General features: G+C 61.4%; 17 protein-coding genes. 13 read left to right on the top strand and 4 right to left on the bottom strand.

Annotated elements, in window-relative coordinates:
• The first annotated feature begins 194 nt into the window (after window positions 1-194).
• From BM344_RS07990 to BM344_RS07980, 3 genes are read left to right on the top strand one after another with little or no spacing between them, the layout of a single operon-like run.
• Window positions 195-1,148, top strand: coding sequence for an ABC transporter substrate-binding protein (locus BM344_RS07990; RefSeq protein ID WP_091988019.1), 954 nt, complete (start codon window positions 195-197; stop codon window positions 1,146-1,148).
• Window positions 1,145-1,921: an ABC transporter permease gene (locus BM344_RS07985; RefSeq protein ID WP_228143575.1), complete on the top strand. Its 777-nt coding sequence runs from the start codon at window positions 1,145-1,147 to the stop codon at window positions 1,919-1,921. The genes BM344_RS07990 and BM344_RS07985 overlap by 4 nt, the downstream gene beginning before the upstream one ends.
• Window positions 1,914-2,585 (top strand): ATP-binding cassette domain-containing protein, encoded by a 672-nt coding sequence (locus tag BM344_RS07980; RefSeq protein ID WP_091988016.1) that lies wholly within the window; start codon window positions 1,914-1,916, stop codon window positions 2,583-2,585. Before BM344_RS07985 ends, BM344_RS07980 begins: the two co-directional genes overlap by 8 nt.
• Window positions 2,586-2,612: 27 nt before the next feature.
• Here the strand turns inward: BM344_RS07980 and BM344_RS07975 are convergent, their stop codons facing one another.
• Genes BM344_RS07975 through BM344_RS07960 form a run of 4 tightly spaced genes read right to left on the bottom strand, consistent with a single transcriptional unit; the run spans window position 2,613 to window position 6,327 of the window.
• Entirely contained in the window at window positions 2,613-3,416 is an 804-nt protein-coding gene (locus BM344_RS07975) for an ABC transporter permease (protein WP_091988013.1), read from the bottom strand.
• Between the two features lies 1 nt (window position 3,417).
• On the bottom strand, window positions 3,418-4,140 hold the full coding sequence (locus BM344_RS07970; protein WP_091988010.1) for an ABC transporter ATP-binding protein: 723 nt from the start codon (window positions 4,138-4,140) through the stop codon (window positions 3,418-3,420).
• On the bottom strand, window positions 4,137-5,111 hold the full coding sequence (locus tag BM344_RS07965) for a YVTN family beta-propeller repeat protein (protein ID WP_091988009.1): 975 nt from the start codon (window positions 5,109-5,111) through the stop codon (window positions 4,137-4,139). Before BM344_RS07965 ends, BM344_RS07970 begins: the two co-directional genes overlap by 4 nt.
• Before the next feature lie 43 nt (window positions 5,112-5,154).
• Window positions 5,155-6,327, bottom strand: a complete 1,173-nt coding sequence (locus tag BM344_RS07960) for an ABC transporter substrate-binding protein (RefSeq protein ID WP_091988008.1) — start codon at window positions 6,325-6,327, stop codon at window positions 5,155-5,157.
• Between the two features lie 264 nt (window positions 6,328-6,591).
• Here BM344_RS07960 and pedF point away from each other — a divergent pair, with 264 nt between their 5' ends.
• The 10 genes from pedF (at window position 6,592) to pqqE (ending at window position 16,288) form a co-directional block, all read left to right on the top strand.
• Window positions 6,592-7,020, top strand: a complete 429-nt coding sequence (gene pedF / locus BM344_RS07955) for a cytochrome c-550 PedF (protein ID WP_091988005.1) — start codon at window positions 6,592-6,594, stop codon at window positions 7,018-7,020.
• 89 nt (window positions 7,021-7,109) lie between these two features.
• Window positions 7,110-8,075 carry a transporter substrate-binding domain-containing protein gene (locus tag BM344_RS07950; protein ID WP_091988003.1) on the top strand — a complete coding sequence of 322 codons (966 nt, stop codon included), beginning with the start codon at window positions 7,110-7,112 and terminating at the stop codon, window positions 8,073-8,075.
• Window positions 8,076-8,199: 124 nt separating this feature from the next.
• A complete protein-coding gene (locus tag BM344_RS07945; protein ID WP_091988000.1) occupies window positions 8,200-9,975 on the top strand; it encodes a PQQ-dependent methanol/ethanol family dehydrogenase in 1,776 nt (591 codons plus the stop codon).
• Between the two features lie 253 nt (window positions 9,976-10,228).
• Window positions 10,229-11,047, top strand: a complete 819-nt coding sequence (locus tag BM344_RS07940) for a bifunctional transcriptional activator/DNA repair enzyme AdaA (protein WP_228143574.1) — start codon at window positions 10,229-10,231, stop codon at window positions 11,045-11,047.
• Between the two features lie 156 nt (window positions 11,048-11,203).
• On the top strand, window positions 11,204-12,724 hold the full coding sequence (exaC, locus tag BM344_RS07935) for an acetaldehyde dehydrogenase ExaC (protein WP_091987995.1): 1,521 nt from the start codon (window positions 11,204-11,206) through the stop codon (window positions 12,722-12,724).
• 328 nt (window positions 12,725-13,052) lie between these two features.
• Complete coding sequence (gene pqqA, locus BM344_RS07930) at window positions 13,053-13,124, top strand: pyrroloquinoline quinone precursor peptide PqqA (protein ID WP_007153157.1); 72 nt, start codon at window positions 13,053-13,055, stop codon at window positions 13,122-13,124.
• Between the two features lie 53 nt (window positions 13,125-13,177).
• Window positions 13,178-14,107, top strand: coding sequence for a pyrroloquinoline quinone biosynthesis protein PqqB (gene pqqB, locus BM344_RS07925; protein WP_091987991.1), 930 nt, complete (start codon window positions 13,178-13,180; stop codon window positions 14,105-14,107).
• Window positions 14,104-14,859 carry a pyrroloquinoline-quinone synthase PqqC gene (gene pqqC / locus BM344_RS07920; protein WP_091987989.1) on the top strand — a complete coding sequence of 252 codons (756 nt, stop codon included), beginning with the start codon at window positions 14,104-14,106 and terminating at the stop codon, window positions 14,857-14,859. Before pqqB ends, pqqC begins: the two co-directional genes overlap by 4 nt.
• A complete protein-coding gene (gene pqqD / locus BM344_RS07915) occupies window positions 14,856-15,134 on the top strand; it encodes a pyrroloquinoline quinone biosynthesis peptide chaperone PqqD (RefSeq protein WP_228143573.1) in 279 nt (92 codons plus the stop codon). Before pqqC ends, pqqD begins: the two co-directional genes overlap by 4 nt.
• A complete protein-coding gene (pqqE, locus tag BM344_RS07910; protein ID WP_091987983.1) occupies window positions 15,131-16,288 on the top strand; it encodes a pyrroloquinoline quinone biosynthesis protein PqqE in 1,158 nt (385 codons plus the stop codon). The genes pqqD and pqqE overlap by 4 nt, the downstream gene beginning before the upstream one ends.
• Window positions 16,289-16,431: the final 143 nt, after the last annotated feature.

Genomic DNA, 16,431 nt, shown 5'->3' with positions numbered 1-16,431 from the left:
CTGGTTATTATTGTGATGCTTTCATTACACGCCATCTTGGTCTCAGGTTGAATGCGACCATCGCACCAAAAAACAGGCACCAAAGTACTATTCTTGCCGACCTGTGGGCTTCGTATCGTGGTTTTATGAGCCTACATCCAACAACAACGTCTGTATTCCGGATCTCTCTCGCCGATCTCTGGTTCACAAAGAGAATGGCTGCTCTGCTGTGCCTTCTGCTTGGTCTCGCCGGTGCTATTCATGCCCGGGAAGGCGCGCCTGATTTTCCGGTACTGTCTGTCAGCGTGCTGCAGTTCGGCACGGCTCACTGGGAGCTGGACCACATCCGTCACCGGGGCCTCGATCGAGCCCACGGCTATCAGCTGGTGTTGCAACCGGTGGCCAACCTGCCGGCCTCCAGGCTGGCGGTGACCAGTGGCTCGGTGAATGGCGCCGTGGCCGACCTGCTGTGGGCGCAGTCGCGGTTCGAGGCGGGTGCTCCCTATCTGTATGTACCGTTTTCCTCTCAGATCGGCGACATCGTGGTTGCCGAATCTTCGTCAGTGCGCTCGGTGGCCGATCTGGCGAACAAGCGCATCGGCGTTGCCGGCGGGCCGGACAGCAAGGGCTGGATTCTGCTCAAAAAAGTGGCACAGCAGCAGGGCATTGATCTGGAAACATCGGCGAACATCCAGTTCGCTGCGCCGCCGCTGCTGAGCCAGGCGCTCAAGCGGGGGCAGGTGGATGTGATCGTCACCTACTGGCATTTCGCGGCCCGGCTCCGGGGCGAGGGCGGCTGGCGGTCGGCGTTCGGCATGGCGGAGCTGCTGACAGAACTGAAACTGGACCGCAATCTGCCGGTGCTCGGTTATGTTTTCCCGGCGGCGTGGGCGCGCGAACATCGGTCACTGATTGATGGGTTTGCAGCCTCCCTGGCTGAGGCCAAAGCCGAGCTGGCGGCAGGCGAACGTCCATGGCAGAGGCTGCGGTCATTGATGGGAAATCCCGGGGAGGGCGTATTCGCGGCATTACGGGAGGGCTTTGTCGCCGGTAATCCCGCCCCGCAAACGGACCAGCGAATTGCGGACCTGCAGCGTTTGATGACCCTCACCGGCGCCGATCCGGACAACCTTATGCCAGCCAGCCTGTTTTACCGGAGGCAGCCGTGAAAGGCCGCGCCGGCCGCCCGCCGCTGTGGAGCTACTGGATTGTTCTGCCCTCGTTTGTGGTGATCTGGGCATTGACCGCCTGGCTGCTCCAGTCGCCCTTGTTGCCAACCCCCCTGAGCGTCCTTCAGACCCTGGCTGAGGAATCCGCTTCCGGGCAACTCTGGCATCATCTGGGCGCGACGCTGGGCCGGGTGTGCGTGGCTTTTACCCTGGCCATGCTCCTTGGTACCGCCATCGGCATTGTGATGGGCCGCTCGCAAACCACCAATGCCCTGTTCGATCCCTTGCTGGTGCTGTTACTGAACCTGCCGGCCCTGGTCACCATCATCCTGATGTACGTGTGGTTCGGTCTGGTGGAAGTGGCCGCGGTGATGGCCGTGGTCATCAACAAGGTCCCCAACGTGGCGGTCACGGTTCGCGAGGGCGCCCGCAGCCTCGACCACCGGTTGGAAGAAATGGCCACTGTTTATCAGTTTACCCGTTGGCAGCGCTTGCGTGATGTCTGGGTGCCCCAATTGTTTCCTTACCTCATGGCCGCCACCCGGGGTGGCCTCGCCCTCATCTGGAAAATTGTCCTGGTGGTGGAACTGCTCGGCCGCTCCAGCGGCGTCGGTTTCCAGCTGCACATGGCGTTTCAGGTATTCGATGTGGCCGCGATTCTCGCCTACAGCCTGGCGTTTATCGCCGTGGTCCAGGTGATCGAACTGGCCATCCTGCAGCCCCTTGAGCGCCGGTCCAGCCGCTGGCGGCAGCCGGAGGCCGCCCATGCTTGAGCTCAGAATCGCGGGCCGCGATTTCGGTCAGCCGGTGCTGGGGGAAATTTTCGCCACCGTTGAGCGGGGCGACCGCATCTGTCTGTTGGGGCCCTCGGGTATCGGCAAGACGACACTGCTGAATGCCATTGCCGGTCTGGATACATCGGTTCCGAAAGACGCGGTGATCGGGCGTGACAGTCTTCGCGTGGGTTACCTGTTCCAGGAGCATCGTCTGCTGCCATGGCGGACTCTGGACGCCAACCTCAGGCTTGTTGGTGCCAGTGATCACGAAGCTGAGACTTTGCTGGATCAGGTTGGCTTATCCGGCTACGGGCATTATCTCCCGGACCAATTGTCACTCGGCATGGCCCGGAGGGCCGCCCTGGCCCGTTGCCTGGCGGTGAAACCTGACTTGCTGCTGCTGGACGAGCCGTTTGCGTCATTGGACCCGGTGATGGCCGGAGAGCTCAAGGCGTTGGTTGCCGGGATTCTGGATGCGCATCCGGATATGGCGATGATCTGCGTGACCCACGATGGCGGCGATGCAGAAACATTGGCGAACCGCCTGTGGTATCTCGATGGCAAACCCGCCCGGTTGCAGTGGGATGATTCTATTGTTGGACCCGGACTGGTTGATGGGCTGCTTGGAAAGCTTCGTAGTCTGGACTTAGCCGGTTCCTGAATCCGTGCAAGTCAGCTGCCCCGAACCTTATGCGGGTTTTCCGCCCAGTATTTTCGTGCGTTGCGGGCGAAAGCCGGCGGTTGCAAATAACGCCAGCACCGCAGTGACACCCGCGGTAATCCCGTAAGCCATCGGATTCCACTCCAGATACAGCGAGAACCGGATCGCCTCCACCGCATGGGTGAACGGATTGAACTGGCAGATCCAGTACAGCCAGGGACTGGCCTCGTTCATGCGCCAGAGCGGATACAGCGCCGAGGACATGAAGAACATGGGGAAGATAACGAAATTCATCACCCCGGCGAAATTCTCCAGTTGCTTGATCCAGGTGGCGATGAGCAGCCCCAGCGCGCCCAGCATGAGGCTGGTCAGGATCAGCGCCGGCAACACCGCCAGATAGCCCCAGAGCGGCGGCTCCACATCCACCAGCAGTGCCAGCAGCAGAAACACATACACCTGGCCGATGGACACCACACCCATGGCCAACAGTTTGGTGACCAGCAGGAAGGGTCGTGGCAGGGGGCTCATCAGCAGTACCCGCATGCTGCCCAGCTCCCGGTCGTACACCATGGACAGGGCACCCTGCATGCTGTTGAACAGGATGATCATGCCGCACAGCCCCGGAGCAATATAGGTCTCGTAGGTGATGTAGGTGTCATAGGGCGGGATGATGGAGATGCCCAGCACCGCCCGGAAACCGGCGGCAAACACCACCAGCCACAGCACTGGCCGCACCAGGGCGCTGGCAAAGCGGGTGCGCTGCTGCCAGAAGCGCAGCCATTCCCGGGTCTGGATGCCGATAAAACAGTGCCAGTAGTGAGCTGCGTTCATATCAGCCGGCTCCGGTAAGCGCATGGAAAGTTTCGGCCAGATCGCGGGTACCTTCGGCCTCGCAGATGGCCTGGCCGTTGCCGTCGGCCAGCAGCTGGCCCTGGTGCAGGATCAGTACCCGGTCGTCTTTACGAACTTCCTCGATCAGATGGGTCGCCCAGAGCACGGTCAGGCCGTCAGCTTCGCACAGGGTTCGAACGTGCTCGTTGAGGGCCTTGCGGCTGGCCACGTCCAGGCCCACCGTGGGTTCGTCGAGCAACAGCACTGAGGGCTCATGCAGCAGGGCCCGGGCAATTTCCACCCGCCGCCGATGACCGCCATTGAGCTGGCGGACGGCATCGTTGGCTCGATCCAGCAGGTTGAAGCGTTCCAGCTCCCGGTCACCTCGGGTACGAGCCTCCCTGCGGGAGAGGCCATGCAGCGCCGCGTGGTACTGCAGGTTCTGGCGCACGGTCAGGTCCAGGTCCAGGGCATTGTGCTGGAACACCACGCCGATCTGGCGCATGGCCCCGGCCGGCTGTTTTTCCAGGGATTGGCCGGCCAGTACAATATCGCCCTGCTGCAGCGCCAGCAGGCGGGTAAGCAGACCGAACAGGGTAGACTTACCGGCACCGTTGGGCCCGAGCAAAGCATGAAAACGGCCAGGGGTCAGCGCGAAGCTGACCTCCCTGAGCACCGGCTTGTTGCCGTAACGAAAGCTGAGGTTGCTCGCTTCGATGGTCATGACGTCGGGTCGATGACCACGCCCCAGGGGTAGCGGCCTACCTTGATGGATTTGATCACCTTCAGGTCTTCCACATCGATCACGGAGACATCGCCGGACACGCCGTTGGTGGTGTAGAGGTGTTTTTCGTCCTTGTCGAGATCCAGCTGCCAGACCCGGGCGCCAACCAGCAGATAGTCCAGGACCTCATAGGTCCGGGCGTCCACCACCGCCACGTGGTTGGAGGGGCCGAGCGCCACGAACGCGTATTTGCCATCGGAGGTCAGTTCGATGCCCACCGGTTGTACCCGATCCTGATTTACGCCAGGCACTTTGAATGACAGCTCGTGGATCTGCTCCAGTTTGTCGACGTCAATGATGTGCACGGTGCCGCCGATTTCCGCGGAGGCCCAGGCCACCTTGCTGTCGCGGCTGAACTCCACGTGGCGCGGGCGCTGGCCTACGACGATGTTCTTTTCGATTTTGAAGGTTTCGGTGTTGATCCAGTGCAGCATGCTGGTGGTTTCCGAGGTGTTGACCGCCCACTTGCCATCCGGGCTCACGGCCATGCCCTCCGGTTCGATACCGACATCGATCTGGGCCAGAACATTCTTGGTATCCACATCCACCACCGTCACGATGGCGTCGTCTTCGTTGGCAATGTAGAGATGCCTGTTGTTCGGGTGCAGGGCGAACTGCTCGGGGTCCTCTCCCGAGGGCAGGGTGTCCACGATCTTGCGGGTGGCCAGATCCAGTACCTGCACCGTGTCGTCGTCACTGGCGCAGATATAGAGCTTGGTGTAGTCCTTGGAGAGCAGGATGCCCCGGGGGCGCTGGCCAACATCGATGGTTTCAATCACTTCCAGGGTCTTGGTGTCGATCACCGACAGGGTGTTGTCCTTCTCGTTGGACACGTAGGCCACACTGGCCAGGGCCGGCGTGGAAAGGCCGATCATGGCGGCAAGGGCGGTGCGCGTGAAAAGGGTTTTCATGGTGTAACTCCTTCTTGTTCGGAATGTTGGCAGCCCGCGCCTGTTACTGATTGATCCGGCATTTGCTCTCGGGCCGGTCGAAGCCGAGGGTGTCCAGTTCGGTATTCGGATGAAGAAATCCCTCAAAGGGCGCCGTAGCAACCAGCCCTCGGGGATGAACCAGCGGAATGGGCTGACGCATCTGGCCATTCCAGGCCCGGAAGGTGACTTTGCGGCCCTTGAAAGCGGCCAGTTGGAATTTGTCACTGAACAGGAAATTCCGGATCTCGGCGGGCTGTGCGGAATTCAGGTCGGTCACGGCGGTGCCTATGGCGCGAACCGCCGCCCAGGCTGCGTAGTCCTCATTGTTCATCTGCCGGCCGGCGAGCTCCCGGAACCGATTCTGCAGCTGTGCAGCCCCCCAGCTCTCCACCACGAAGTGCCAGGCCACCGGCGTCATACCCTGGGTGCCCACCACAGGGCGCGGCAGCCAGGTGTTGAAGGGCACGTACTCGCCGAAATCTCCCCGCACATCAGCGACGACCACCGCGTCGTAATCGCTGGCCTGGGTGAACAGTGGCAGTTCTTTCGAGGCCGTGCGGCGCAGATCGGCGTTAAAGGTCCAGGGTTTGTCCTCCACGATTTCCAGCCCGAAGCGTTTCGCCGAACGGCGAAAGGCAGTGGCCCAGTTCTGGTCGGCTTCGGTGGGCCCGGTAATCAGGAATACCTCGTTCCAGCGTCGCTGGTTCAGCCACTGGCCCAGGGCGTCGGTCAGCATGGAATAGCTGGGCAGGGTGTGCAGCAGGTTCGCCGGGCATCCACCGGTGCGCAGAGTGTCGTCCCTCGCGCCGGCGTTGAACAGAAGCGTGCCGTCGGCGGCTTTGCCAGCAAGGGTCCGCAGGGTTGCCGCCGGAGCATTCACCACGAACAGGCCAATGCCGCGCTGGCGCATGGCGTCGAAAGCGGCGATGGCTGCCTCTTCCGAGTCTGCCACCGTCGCCTCCAGGGCATAGACATGGCCCAGAAATTTGCCTGTGGTGCTGTTGTCGTTCAGAGCCAGCTCGGCGCCGCGCAGGCCGGCATCCGCCGGCTCCGGTATCACGTTTGACAACACTGGCCCCGGGTCCGGCTGCCACTGAAGGTAGCCAATGGTCACTTCCAGTGGCTCGGCAATGACCGGGCCGCAGGCGAGGGTCAGCATCGTCAGGAGTGCCGCCGTTCGGAAAAAACAAGCCATGGAACGCTCCGGGTTTCTTGTTGTGATTCCAGCTTATGAAAGCGGTGGGCCCCCTGAAATATTCAGAAAGTCGCAATCAGCCAGTACCAAAGGAGGAGATTTCCGCGTTGGCACCAGCCAATTACTACCAAGGAACTAGGCCAAACGCCCCAAAGTGGCATTCGGATCGCGCACGGCCATTCCTAGACTGGCAGCAAGCACGTTGGCATCCGACAAGTCCAATAGCCAGCGACGGGGAATCCAGAAAAAACAGAGGTAAGACCAATGGCAATGTCCTTTTCACTCAGAACCATTGCGGTTGTGGCCCTGGTTGGCCTTGCTGGCCTGGTTATGGCCCATGGCAACGTCACCCCACAGGATGTGGACACGGGCAACCTGCCGGAATTGGGCGATGACGTCCGCACAGCGAATCCGTTCCGCGAGGGCAACGAGTACGGCAAGTACAACGCCCAGGCCATCAAGGTCGGCGAAAGCGCTTACGCGGGCAACTGTGCCGCCTGTCACGGCATTCGGGCCATGTCCGGTGGGCTGACGCCCGATCTCCGGGAACTGACCGAGTGGGACGACGAGTACTACATCGGCCGGGTGATGAACGGTACCGACCGCGGCATGCCGTCCTGGAAGAAGAGCATGGACCAGAACGCCATGTGGGCCATCCGCACTTATGTGGAATCGCTGCCCAAGCCCGAATGATCTCCGTTGAGGGCGTTTTCGGGATTGCATGAACACGGGTCGGCCTCGCGCCGGCCCGTCGTCGTTGTGAGAAATGCTGGGAGAAAACAATGAAAACACTGTCTCGCATGCTTGTTCTGCTGCTGTTTGCGCAGCTGGTGACCGCCCAGGAGCCGGACGACGGCAACGCGCTCCTCAACCGCCCGGCGGACCGGACCTACGACATCATCCTGGAGTCCGGCTATCTGAAGGTCGGGGTGTACCAGAATTTCCCGCCCTATTCGTACGAGGTGAATGGGGAGCCCGCCGGCATTGATGTTGAGCTCGGGCGCCGTATTGCCGAGGAAATGGGCGTGGCGTTCCGGGTGCACTGGATCGTGCCCGACGAAAACCTCGGTGACGACCTCCGGAACAATGTCTGGAAAGGTCACTATCTGGCCAAGCGACGACTCGCCGATGTCATGCTCCGGGTGCCGTACGACAAGAGCTACGCCTACATGCAGGACTCCACTGGCGAGTACATCAACGAGCAGGTGGTGATGTTCGGACCCTATCAGCAGGAAACCTGGCAGATCGCCTACGACCCGGCGCAACTGGATGCGGTACAGACGGTGGCCGTATTCCAGTACAACCCCATCGGTGTCGAGATCGATACCCTTCCGGACTTCTACCTCACGTCCGCCTTTGGCGGCCGGATGCGCGACCAGGTCCGCCATTTCGCCACCGTGGCGGAAGCCTTCCAGGCACTGAGGGCTGGCGAGGTCAGTGCCGTTATGGGCATGCGTGCGGAAATCGACCATGAGTTGGCCAAGCCCGAGAACCAGGCGTTCAAAGCCGCTTCAAATGGTTTTCCGGGCATTGGTAAACAGGTCTGGGATGTGGGCATGGCCATCAAGCACACCCACCGGCAGCTGGGCTATGCCCTGGAGGCCATTGTCGACCGACTGGTGAAAACCGGGGTGATGAATGAGCTGTTCGCCGGCGAAGGACTTCGCTACAGCGTGCCGCAATACTACCGGGAATTTTTGGATGAACAGGCAATCGCCCGGGCCGAGGGCGGTAGTACTACCAAGTGATGAGAAAACCTGTTCGGGGGGGCAATTGTTGGTTTTTGCCCCGAAGCGAAGAATCGGTTCAGAGGCGGGAAACGTTCCCGGTTCGCCGAGAAACTGAAAAACAAGAGACTTGGAGAGCGCAACCATGAGAACCAACAAGTTCGGGATTCGCATCGCAGCCAGTGCCCTGGCACTGGCCGTGTCCTACGGAGCCCATGCGGTTACCGACGAAGACATTATCAACGACCACAAAACCCCAGGTGATGTTGTCAGCTATGGCATGGGCACCCAGGGCCAGCGTTTCAGCACCCTGGACAACCTGAACGCCAGTAACATCCAGCACCTGCAGCCGGTGTGGGCTTTCTCCTTCGGCAGCGAGAAAATGCGTGGCCAGGAATCCCAGCCGCTGATCAAGGATGGCGTCATGTACGTGACAGCATCCTACTCCCGCGTCTACGCCATCGATGCCAAGACCGGCGAGGAACTCTGGCAGTACGATGCGCGTTTGCCGGACGGCATCATGCCTTGCTGCGACGTGGTCAACCGGGGCGTTGCCCTGTATGAAGACAAAGTGATCTTCGGCACGCTCGACGCCAAGCTGGTGGCCCTGAACAAGGACACCGGCAACCCGATGTGGATCAAGAAAGTGGCCGACTACCAGGCCGGCTATGCCATCACGGCAGCACCGATGGTGGTCAAGGGCAAGGTGATCACCGGGGTGTCCGGCGGTGAATTCGGTATTGTCGGCAAAGTTGAAGCCTACGACGCCAACACCGGCGAACTGGTCTGGACCCGACCGACTGTTGAAGGCCATATGGGCTACGTCTACAAGGACGGCAAGCAGATTGAAAATGGCATTTCAGGTGGCAAGGCCGGTGTGACCTGGCCCGGCGACATGTGGAAGAACGGCGGCGCGGCCACTTGGCTGGGCGGCACCTATGACCCGGACACCGATTCCCTGTTTTTCGGCACCGGTAACCCGGCCCCGTGGAACTCCCACCTGCGCCCCGGGGACAACCTGTTCTCGTCTTCGCGTCTGGCCATCGACCCCGATGACGGCAGCATCAAGTGGCACTTCCAGACCACGCCCCATGACGGCTGGGACTATGACGGTGTCAACGAGCTGATCTCCTTCGATCTGAACCAGAATGGCAAGACCATCAAGGCCGCCGCCACCGCTGACCGTAACGGCTTTTTCTACGTGCTGAACCGGGAAAACGGCGATTTCATCCGCGGCTTCCCGTTCGTGGACAAGATCACCTGGGCCAAGGGCCTGGATCCGAAAACCGGTCGTCCGATCTTCACCGAAGGTGGCCGTCCCGGCGATCCCGCCGCTACCGAGGGTGGCAAAGGCGAGATGGTGGTTGCCCAGCCGGCCTTCCTGGGCGGCAAGAACTGGATGCCGATGGCTTACAGCCCGGAAACCGAGCTGTTCTATGTGCCCTCCAATGAGTGGTCCATGGATATCTGGAACGAACCCGTCTCCTACAAGAAAGGCGCGGCCTTCCTGGGTGCGGGCTTCACCATCAAGCCGGCCAACGACGAGTACATTGGCGTGCTGCGGGCCATGGATCCGAAAACCGGCAAGGAAGTCTGGCGTTACGAAAACACCGCCCCGCTGTGGGGTGGCGTAATGACGACCGCCGGCAACCTGGTGTTCACCGGTACCCCCGAGGGCTACCTGAAAGCCTTTGACGCCAAGACCGGCAAGCAGCTGTACCAGTTCAACACCGGTTCCGGTGTGGTTGGTACCCCGGTGACCTGGGAGATGGACGGCGAGCAGTACGTCTCCGTGGCTTCCGGTTGGGGCGGTGCAGTACCACTCTGGGGTGGCGAAGTGGCCAAGGTGGTGAAGGACTTCAACCAGGGCGGTATGGTCTGGACCTTCAAACTGCCGAAGGATCGGGTTGCCAGCAACTGATCCTTGTGATTGCCGGCCACGGGCCGGTTGATGAAAGGGACGGCTGAGGCCGTCCCTTTTTCGTTTGTGTGTTGGCCGGGCAGCGAGAACAGGCTGGCATGGACCGATGCCGCAAGAATCGGATGGCAGCGCCGGGTGTAAACTCGCATCATAGGAGGCATGACTCAATGAATCGCGAAGGAATTCAGGCATGACTGACTCCCATTCCCCAACACGAGAAGCCTCCGGGACACAGGCATCCGCGGACGGCCCTATGGTCACCCTAGCCCGGCATATCGAGGAGAACCCGGATGCGACACTGAAGCTTGCGGATCTTGGTGAACTGGTAGGGATGTCGGCTACCCGGGTACAGAAGGCGTTCAAGGAAACCTTCGGGGTTACCCCGAAGGCATATCAGGATGCATTGCGCCAGAAAAACTTCCGACGAGCTCTCAGGGCGGGCCGAACGGTGACCGACGCGATCTACGAGGCCGGATACGGCTCCGTCAGCCGTGTGTACGGCGAAGCTGGACGACAGTTCGGGATGCCTCCGTCGCGCTATCGAAAAGGCGGAGAGGGCGAGGTAATCGCGTTCGCCTGTCGGCAAACGTCGTTCGGGCTTTTGATGATGGCAACGACAGACAAAGGCGTGTGTTTTGCTGAATTCGGAGACTCGGAGCTGGCCCTGATAGAGCGGCTGCAGAGGGAATTCCCCAAGGCCCGGCTGCTCCCGTCGGGTGCCGGTGAGTCCTCCGATCTTGATGCCTGGATGGCCGCGCTGGATGAACACCTGAGCAGAAACCGGCCCCGGCCGGAGGTGCCACTGGATATTCGGGGTACGGTGTTTCAGACCCGGGTCTGGAAACTCCTGTTGAGCGTTCGCGAGGGCGAGGTTGTGAGCTACACGGAACTGGCGAGGCGACTGGGTGAGCCGAAAGCCGTTCGGGCGGTGGCCTCGGCCTGCGGACGCAATCGAATCGCGGTGCTGATTCCCTGCCACCGGGTCCTCCGCAGCGACGGTTCACTCGGGGGCTACCGCTGGGGGCTGGACCGAAAACAACGGCTGCTTGATCAGGAAAGCGCCGGTCTGTGAACCCGGCTTCGCCGGGCCATCTTGCTTTCTACTACCAAGGGATGAGTTTTTCGCCCCCATCGCATCATTCAACCATCCTGGATTGCGGTCTACATTGATCAGGTAAACGCGAAAGGCCGCGTTGCCCTGCGACAAACACAACAAGAGGTCGAGACCATGATCTACGCACAACCAGGAAAGGATGGCTCCGTCGTTTCTTTCAAATCCCGTTACGAGAACTACATCGGTGGCGAGTGGGTCGCGCCGGTGAAAGGTCAGTACTTCGAAAACATCACCCCGGTCACCGGCGAGGTGATCTGTGAAATTCCCCGTTCCAGCGCCGAGGATATCGAACTGGCCCTGGACGCAGCACACAAGGCCGCGCCGGCCTGGGGCAAGACCTCACCCACCGAGCGCTCCAACATTCTGCTGAAAATCGCCGACCGCATCGAGGCCAACCTCGAAAAGCTGGCGGTGGCCGAAACCTGGGACAACGGCAAGGCCGTTCGTGAAACCCTGAACGCCGACATTCCCCTGGCCGCTGACCACTTCCGGTACTTCGCCGGTTGTATCCGGGCCCAGGAAGGCCATATGGGCGAGATCGACCACAATACCGTGGCCTACCACTTCCACGAGCCCCTCGGCGTGGTTGGTCAGATCATTCCCTGGAACTTCCCGCTGCTGATGGCGGCCTGGAAACTGGGTCCCTGCCTGGCCGCTGGTAACTGCACCGTGCTGAAGCCTGCAGAGCAGACCCCGGCCAGCATCCTGGTGCTGATGGAAATCATCGGCGACCTGCTGCCCCCGGGCGTGCTGAACATCGTCAACGGCTATGGCATCGAGGCCGGCCAGGCGCTGGCCACCAGCAAGCGCATCGCCAAGATTGCCTTCACCGGCTCCACCCCGGTGGGCTCCCACATCCTCAAGTGCGCGGCCGAGAACATCATTCCCTCTACCGTGGAGCTGGGCGGCAAGTCTCCCAACATCTACTTCTCCGACGTGATGAAGGCCGAGCCCGAGTTCATCGACAAGTGCGTGGAAGGTCTGGTGCTGGCGTTCTTCAACCAGGGCGAAGTCTGTACCTGTCCGTCCCGGGCCCTGGTCCAGGAGGACATGTACGACGAGTTCATGGCCAAGGTCATCGAGCGCACCAAGAAGATCAAGCGCGGCAACCCGCTGGATACCGACGTGCAGGTAGGTGCGCAGGCGTCGAAAGAGCAGTTCGACAAGATCATGTCCTACCTGGCCATTGGTAAGGAAGAGGGCGCCCAGGTTCTGACCGGTGGCGACCGCGAGCATCTGGATGAAGAGTTCAACAACGGCTTCTACATCCAGCCCACCCTGTTCAAGGGCGACAACAAGATGCGCGTGTTCCAGGAAGAGATCTTCGGGCCGGTGGTGGGCGTGACCACCTTCAAGGACGAAGAAGAAGCCCTGGCCATCGCCAACGACACCGAGTTCGGTCTGGGTGCCGGCGTCTGGACCCGCGACACCAACCGTGCCTACCGCATGGGCCGTGCCATCCAGGCCGGCCGTGTGTGGATGAACTGCTACCACGCCTACCCGGCGCATGCCGCCTTCGGTGGCTACAAGAAGTCCGGCGTCGGCCGCGAAACCCACAAGATGGCGCTCGAGCACTACCAGCAGACCAAGAACATGCTGGTGAGCTACGACACCAACCCGCTGGGTTTCTTCTGATCTGTGAGCGGTAAGCGGGCCTTCCACACGGGCCCGCCTGTGAGTCAGCACAGCGGATGTGCCTCTTCAGTCCCGGCATCTGGCCGGGACGACTCTCCTGTGAGAGTTCGGGTTTTGTCACTCTCTTCGGCCCCTCCCAGGGCCTTTTTTCGTTTCCGGCAGCGAGAATTCGGGAGCCCCGTTTTTTGCGACCTAGGGAGGCCTGAAAACAGTTCCAAAGTACCATATTGGCCCCTTGCCCCGGCCGATAGGATGGGAACTGGGTTATCGGCAACTTCGTTGATTCACCCGCAATGCCCTGACAATCATGACAACAGAGGTGAGCATTATGTGGACCAAACCAGCCTACGAAGATCTCCGCATCGGTTTCGAAGTCACCATGTACTTCGCCAACCGCTGAGAAAAGACGCGGCCAGCCTCGAGCTGGCCGTTTTGTCTCCGGAGTAACCTGCCATGTTGATTCACGTTCTGGGCTCCGCTGCCGGCGGTGGTTTTCCCCAGTGGAACTGCAACTGCGCCAACTGCGACGGTTTCCGTAAGGGCACCCTGAACGCGAAGGCCCGTACCCAGTCCTCCATTGCCGTCAGTGAAGACGGCGAGCACTGGATCCTGTTCAATGCTTCCCCCGACATTCGTGCCCAGCTGGCGTCTTTCGAAGCGATGCAGCCGGCCCGGGCTTTGAGGGATACCGGCATCAACGCCATCGTGCTGATGGACAGCCAGGTGGACCACACCACCGGCTTGCTGTCGCTGCGCGAGGGCCTGCCGATGGACGTCTGGTGTACCGAGCAGGTGCATGAGGACCTCAGCGGCGGTTTTCCCCTGTTTACCATGCTCAAACACTGGAACGGTGGCCTGAACTGGCGCCGCATCGAGGCGTCCGAGCAGACGCCCTTTACCATTCCCTGCGCGCCGTCGATCGAGCTGACCGCCATTCCGCTGCTGAGCAACGCGCCCCCGTATTCACCGCGCCGGGACAACCCGCACCCGGGTGATAACATCGGCCTGTTCCTCAGAGACACCCGCACCGGCCAGACCGTGCTTTATGCCCCGGGCCTCGGCCAGCCGGACGAGCGCATTCTGGGCTGGATGCGCCGGGCCGATGTGCTGATGGTGGACGGCACCGTCTGGCACGACGACGAGATGATCCGCCAGGAAGTGGGCACCAAGACCGGCCAGGCCATGGGGCATCTGGCCCAGAGCGGGCCGGGCGGCATGATCGAGGTGCTCGATAGCCTGACGGCGGCGCGCAAGATCCTGATTCACATCAACAACACCAACCCGATCCTGAACGAGGACTCCCCGGAGCGGGCGGAGCTGACCCGCCACGGCATTGAGGTGTCCTGGGACGGCATGCACATCGACCTGTCGGGGGCGCCATGAATGCCAGAGCCAACACCGCCATGAATCGCACGGATTTCGAGCAGGCCCTGCGGGCCAAGGGCCAGTATTACCACATCCACCACCCGTACCATAAAGCCATGTACGGCGGAAAATGCACGCCCGAACAGATCCGCGGCTGGGTGGCCAATCGGTACTACTACCAGATCAGGATTCCCCAGAAGGACTCGGCGATCATGGCCAACTGCCCGGACGCCAGCGTACGCCGGCTCTGGTTGCAGCGTATTCTGGATCACGACGGCCACGACGGCGATGTGGGTGGCATCGAAGCCTGGCTGTGTCTGGCCGAGGCGGTGGGCCTGAGCCGGGATGAGGTGATTGATCAGCGCCACGTGCTGCCAGGCGTCCGGTTTGCGGTGGACGCGTACCTGAACTTTGCCCGCCGCGCGACCTGGCAGGAGGCGGCCTGCTCGTCCCTGACCGAGCTGTTTGCCCCGGAGATTCATCAGTCCCGGCTGGACAGCTGGCCTGCCCACTATCCCTGGATTGAAGAAACCGGCTACCGCTACTTCCGCAAGCGCCTGTCGGAAGCCCGGCGGGATGTGGAGCACGGCCTGACCATTACCCTCGACCACTTCACCACCGAGGCCCAGCAGACCCGTGCCCTGGAGATCCTGCAGTTCAAGCTGGACATTCTCTGGACCATGCTGGACGCCATGACCATGGCCTACGGCCACCGGACCCCGCCCTACCATACGGTGACCGACGCACAGGTCTGGCACCGGGGGCTGTGATGGAGGTGGCTATGCAGGAAGTACCGCGTTTTCGGCGAGGATTCCGGTTCCAGTGGGAGCCGGCCCAGCAGAGCTACGTGCTGCTCTACCCGGAAGGTATGGTGAAACTCAACGGCAGTGCCGGCGCCATCCTTAACGAAGTGGACGGCCAGCGCAGCGTGGCTGATATTGTGGCCAGCCTGGAGCAGCAGTTCCCGGACGCCGGCCCGCTCGGCAAGGACGTCAGCGAGTTCCTGCAGGACGCCCGGCAACAGCACTGGATTGAGTGGTCATGAGCTGCTCCCACGGACACCCGGCGCCCGCCAACCCCCATGATGCCGGGCCGCCCCTGTGGCTGCTGGCGGAACTCACTTACCGCTGCCCGCTGCAATGTCCCTACTGCTCCAATCCGCTGGATTTTGCCCAGACTGAACGGGAACTGACCACCGACGAGTGGGTGAGCGTGCTTCGGCAGGGTCGGGCAATGGGCGCGGCCCAGCTGGGCTTCTCCGGGGGCGAGCCGCTGGTGCGCCCTGACCTGTCGGAGCTGATTGCCGAGGCGCGGCACCTGGGGTACTACACCAATCTCATCACCTCGGGCCTGGGGCTGACCGAGGCCAAGGTGGATGCCTTTGCCGAGGCCGGGCTGGACCATATCCAGGTGAGCTTCCAGGCCTCGGACCCGGAACTGAACAACGCGGTGGCCGGCTCCCGCAAGGCCTTCGACCAGAAGCTGGCCATGGCCCGGGCGGTGAAGGAGGCGGGCTACCCGATGGTACTCAATTTTGTGATCCACCGACACAATATCCACCAGATGAACGACATCATGGATCTCTGCGAGCGCCTGGGCGCAGATTATGTGGAGCTGGCCACCTGCCAGTATTACGGCTGGGCCTTCGAGAACCGGGAAGGCCTGATGCCCTCGAAAGCGCAGCTGGTGAAAGCCGAGCAGGAAGTGAACCGTTATCGCGAACGGCTGCAGCAGTCCGGCTCGGCCATGAAGCTCATTTTCGTGACTCCGGATTACTACGAAGAGCGCCCGAAAGCCTGCATGAACGGCTGGGGCAACCTGTTCCTGACAGTGGCCCCCGACGGCACCGCCCTGCCGTGTCATAGCGCCAGGCTGCTGCCCATCGAATTTCCCAACGTTAGAGACATGGATCTTCAAAACATCTGGTATGACAGCCCCGGATTCAACCACTACCGGGGCGACAGCTGGATGCCGGAGCCCTGCCGCTCCTGCGATGAGAAGGAAAAGGACTTCGGTGGCTGCCGATGCCAGGCGTATTTATTGACCGGCAATGCCGATAATACAGATCCGGTTTGCAACAAATCCGCGTATCATGACCGTATACTGGCAGCGAGGAGAGCTGCCGACCACGCCACGGCCGGCCTGACGGAACTGGTGTACCGAAATGCGGACAATTCACGACTTTTCTTCCGGGGCTGACGGCTCTTCTCTCCCGGCTGATGGCTCTTGCCTCGCAGCTGATGGCTCTTCCCTCCCAGCTGAAGGCTCTTCCCTCCCAGCTGATGGCTCTTCCCTCCCTGCTGATGGCTCTACAACCCGATGCCTGAGTGCCAGCGAGGCGT

It is taken from the genome of Marinobacter gudaonensis (assembly GCF_900115175.1).
Classification (GTDB): Bacteria; Pseudomonadota; Gammaproteobacteria; order Pseudomonadales; family Oleiphilaceae; genus Marinobacter; species Marinobacter gudaonensis.
Note: the sequence above shows the minus strand (reverse complement) of the source record. Positions and strands in the feature narration are given on the sequence as shown.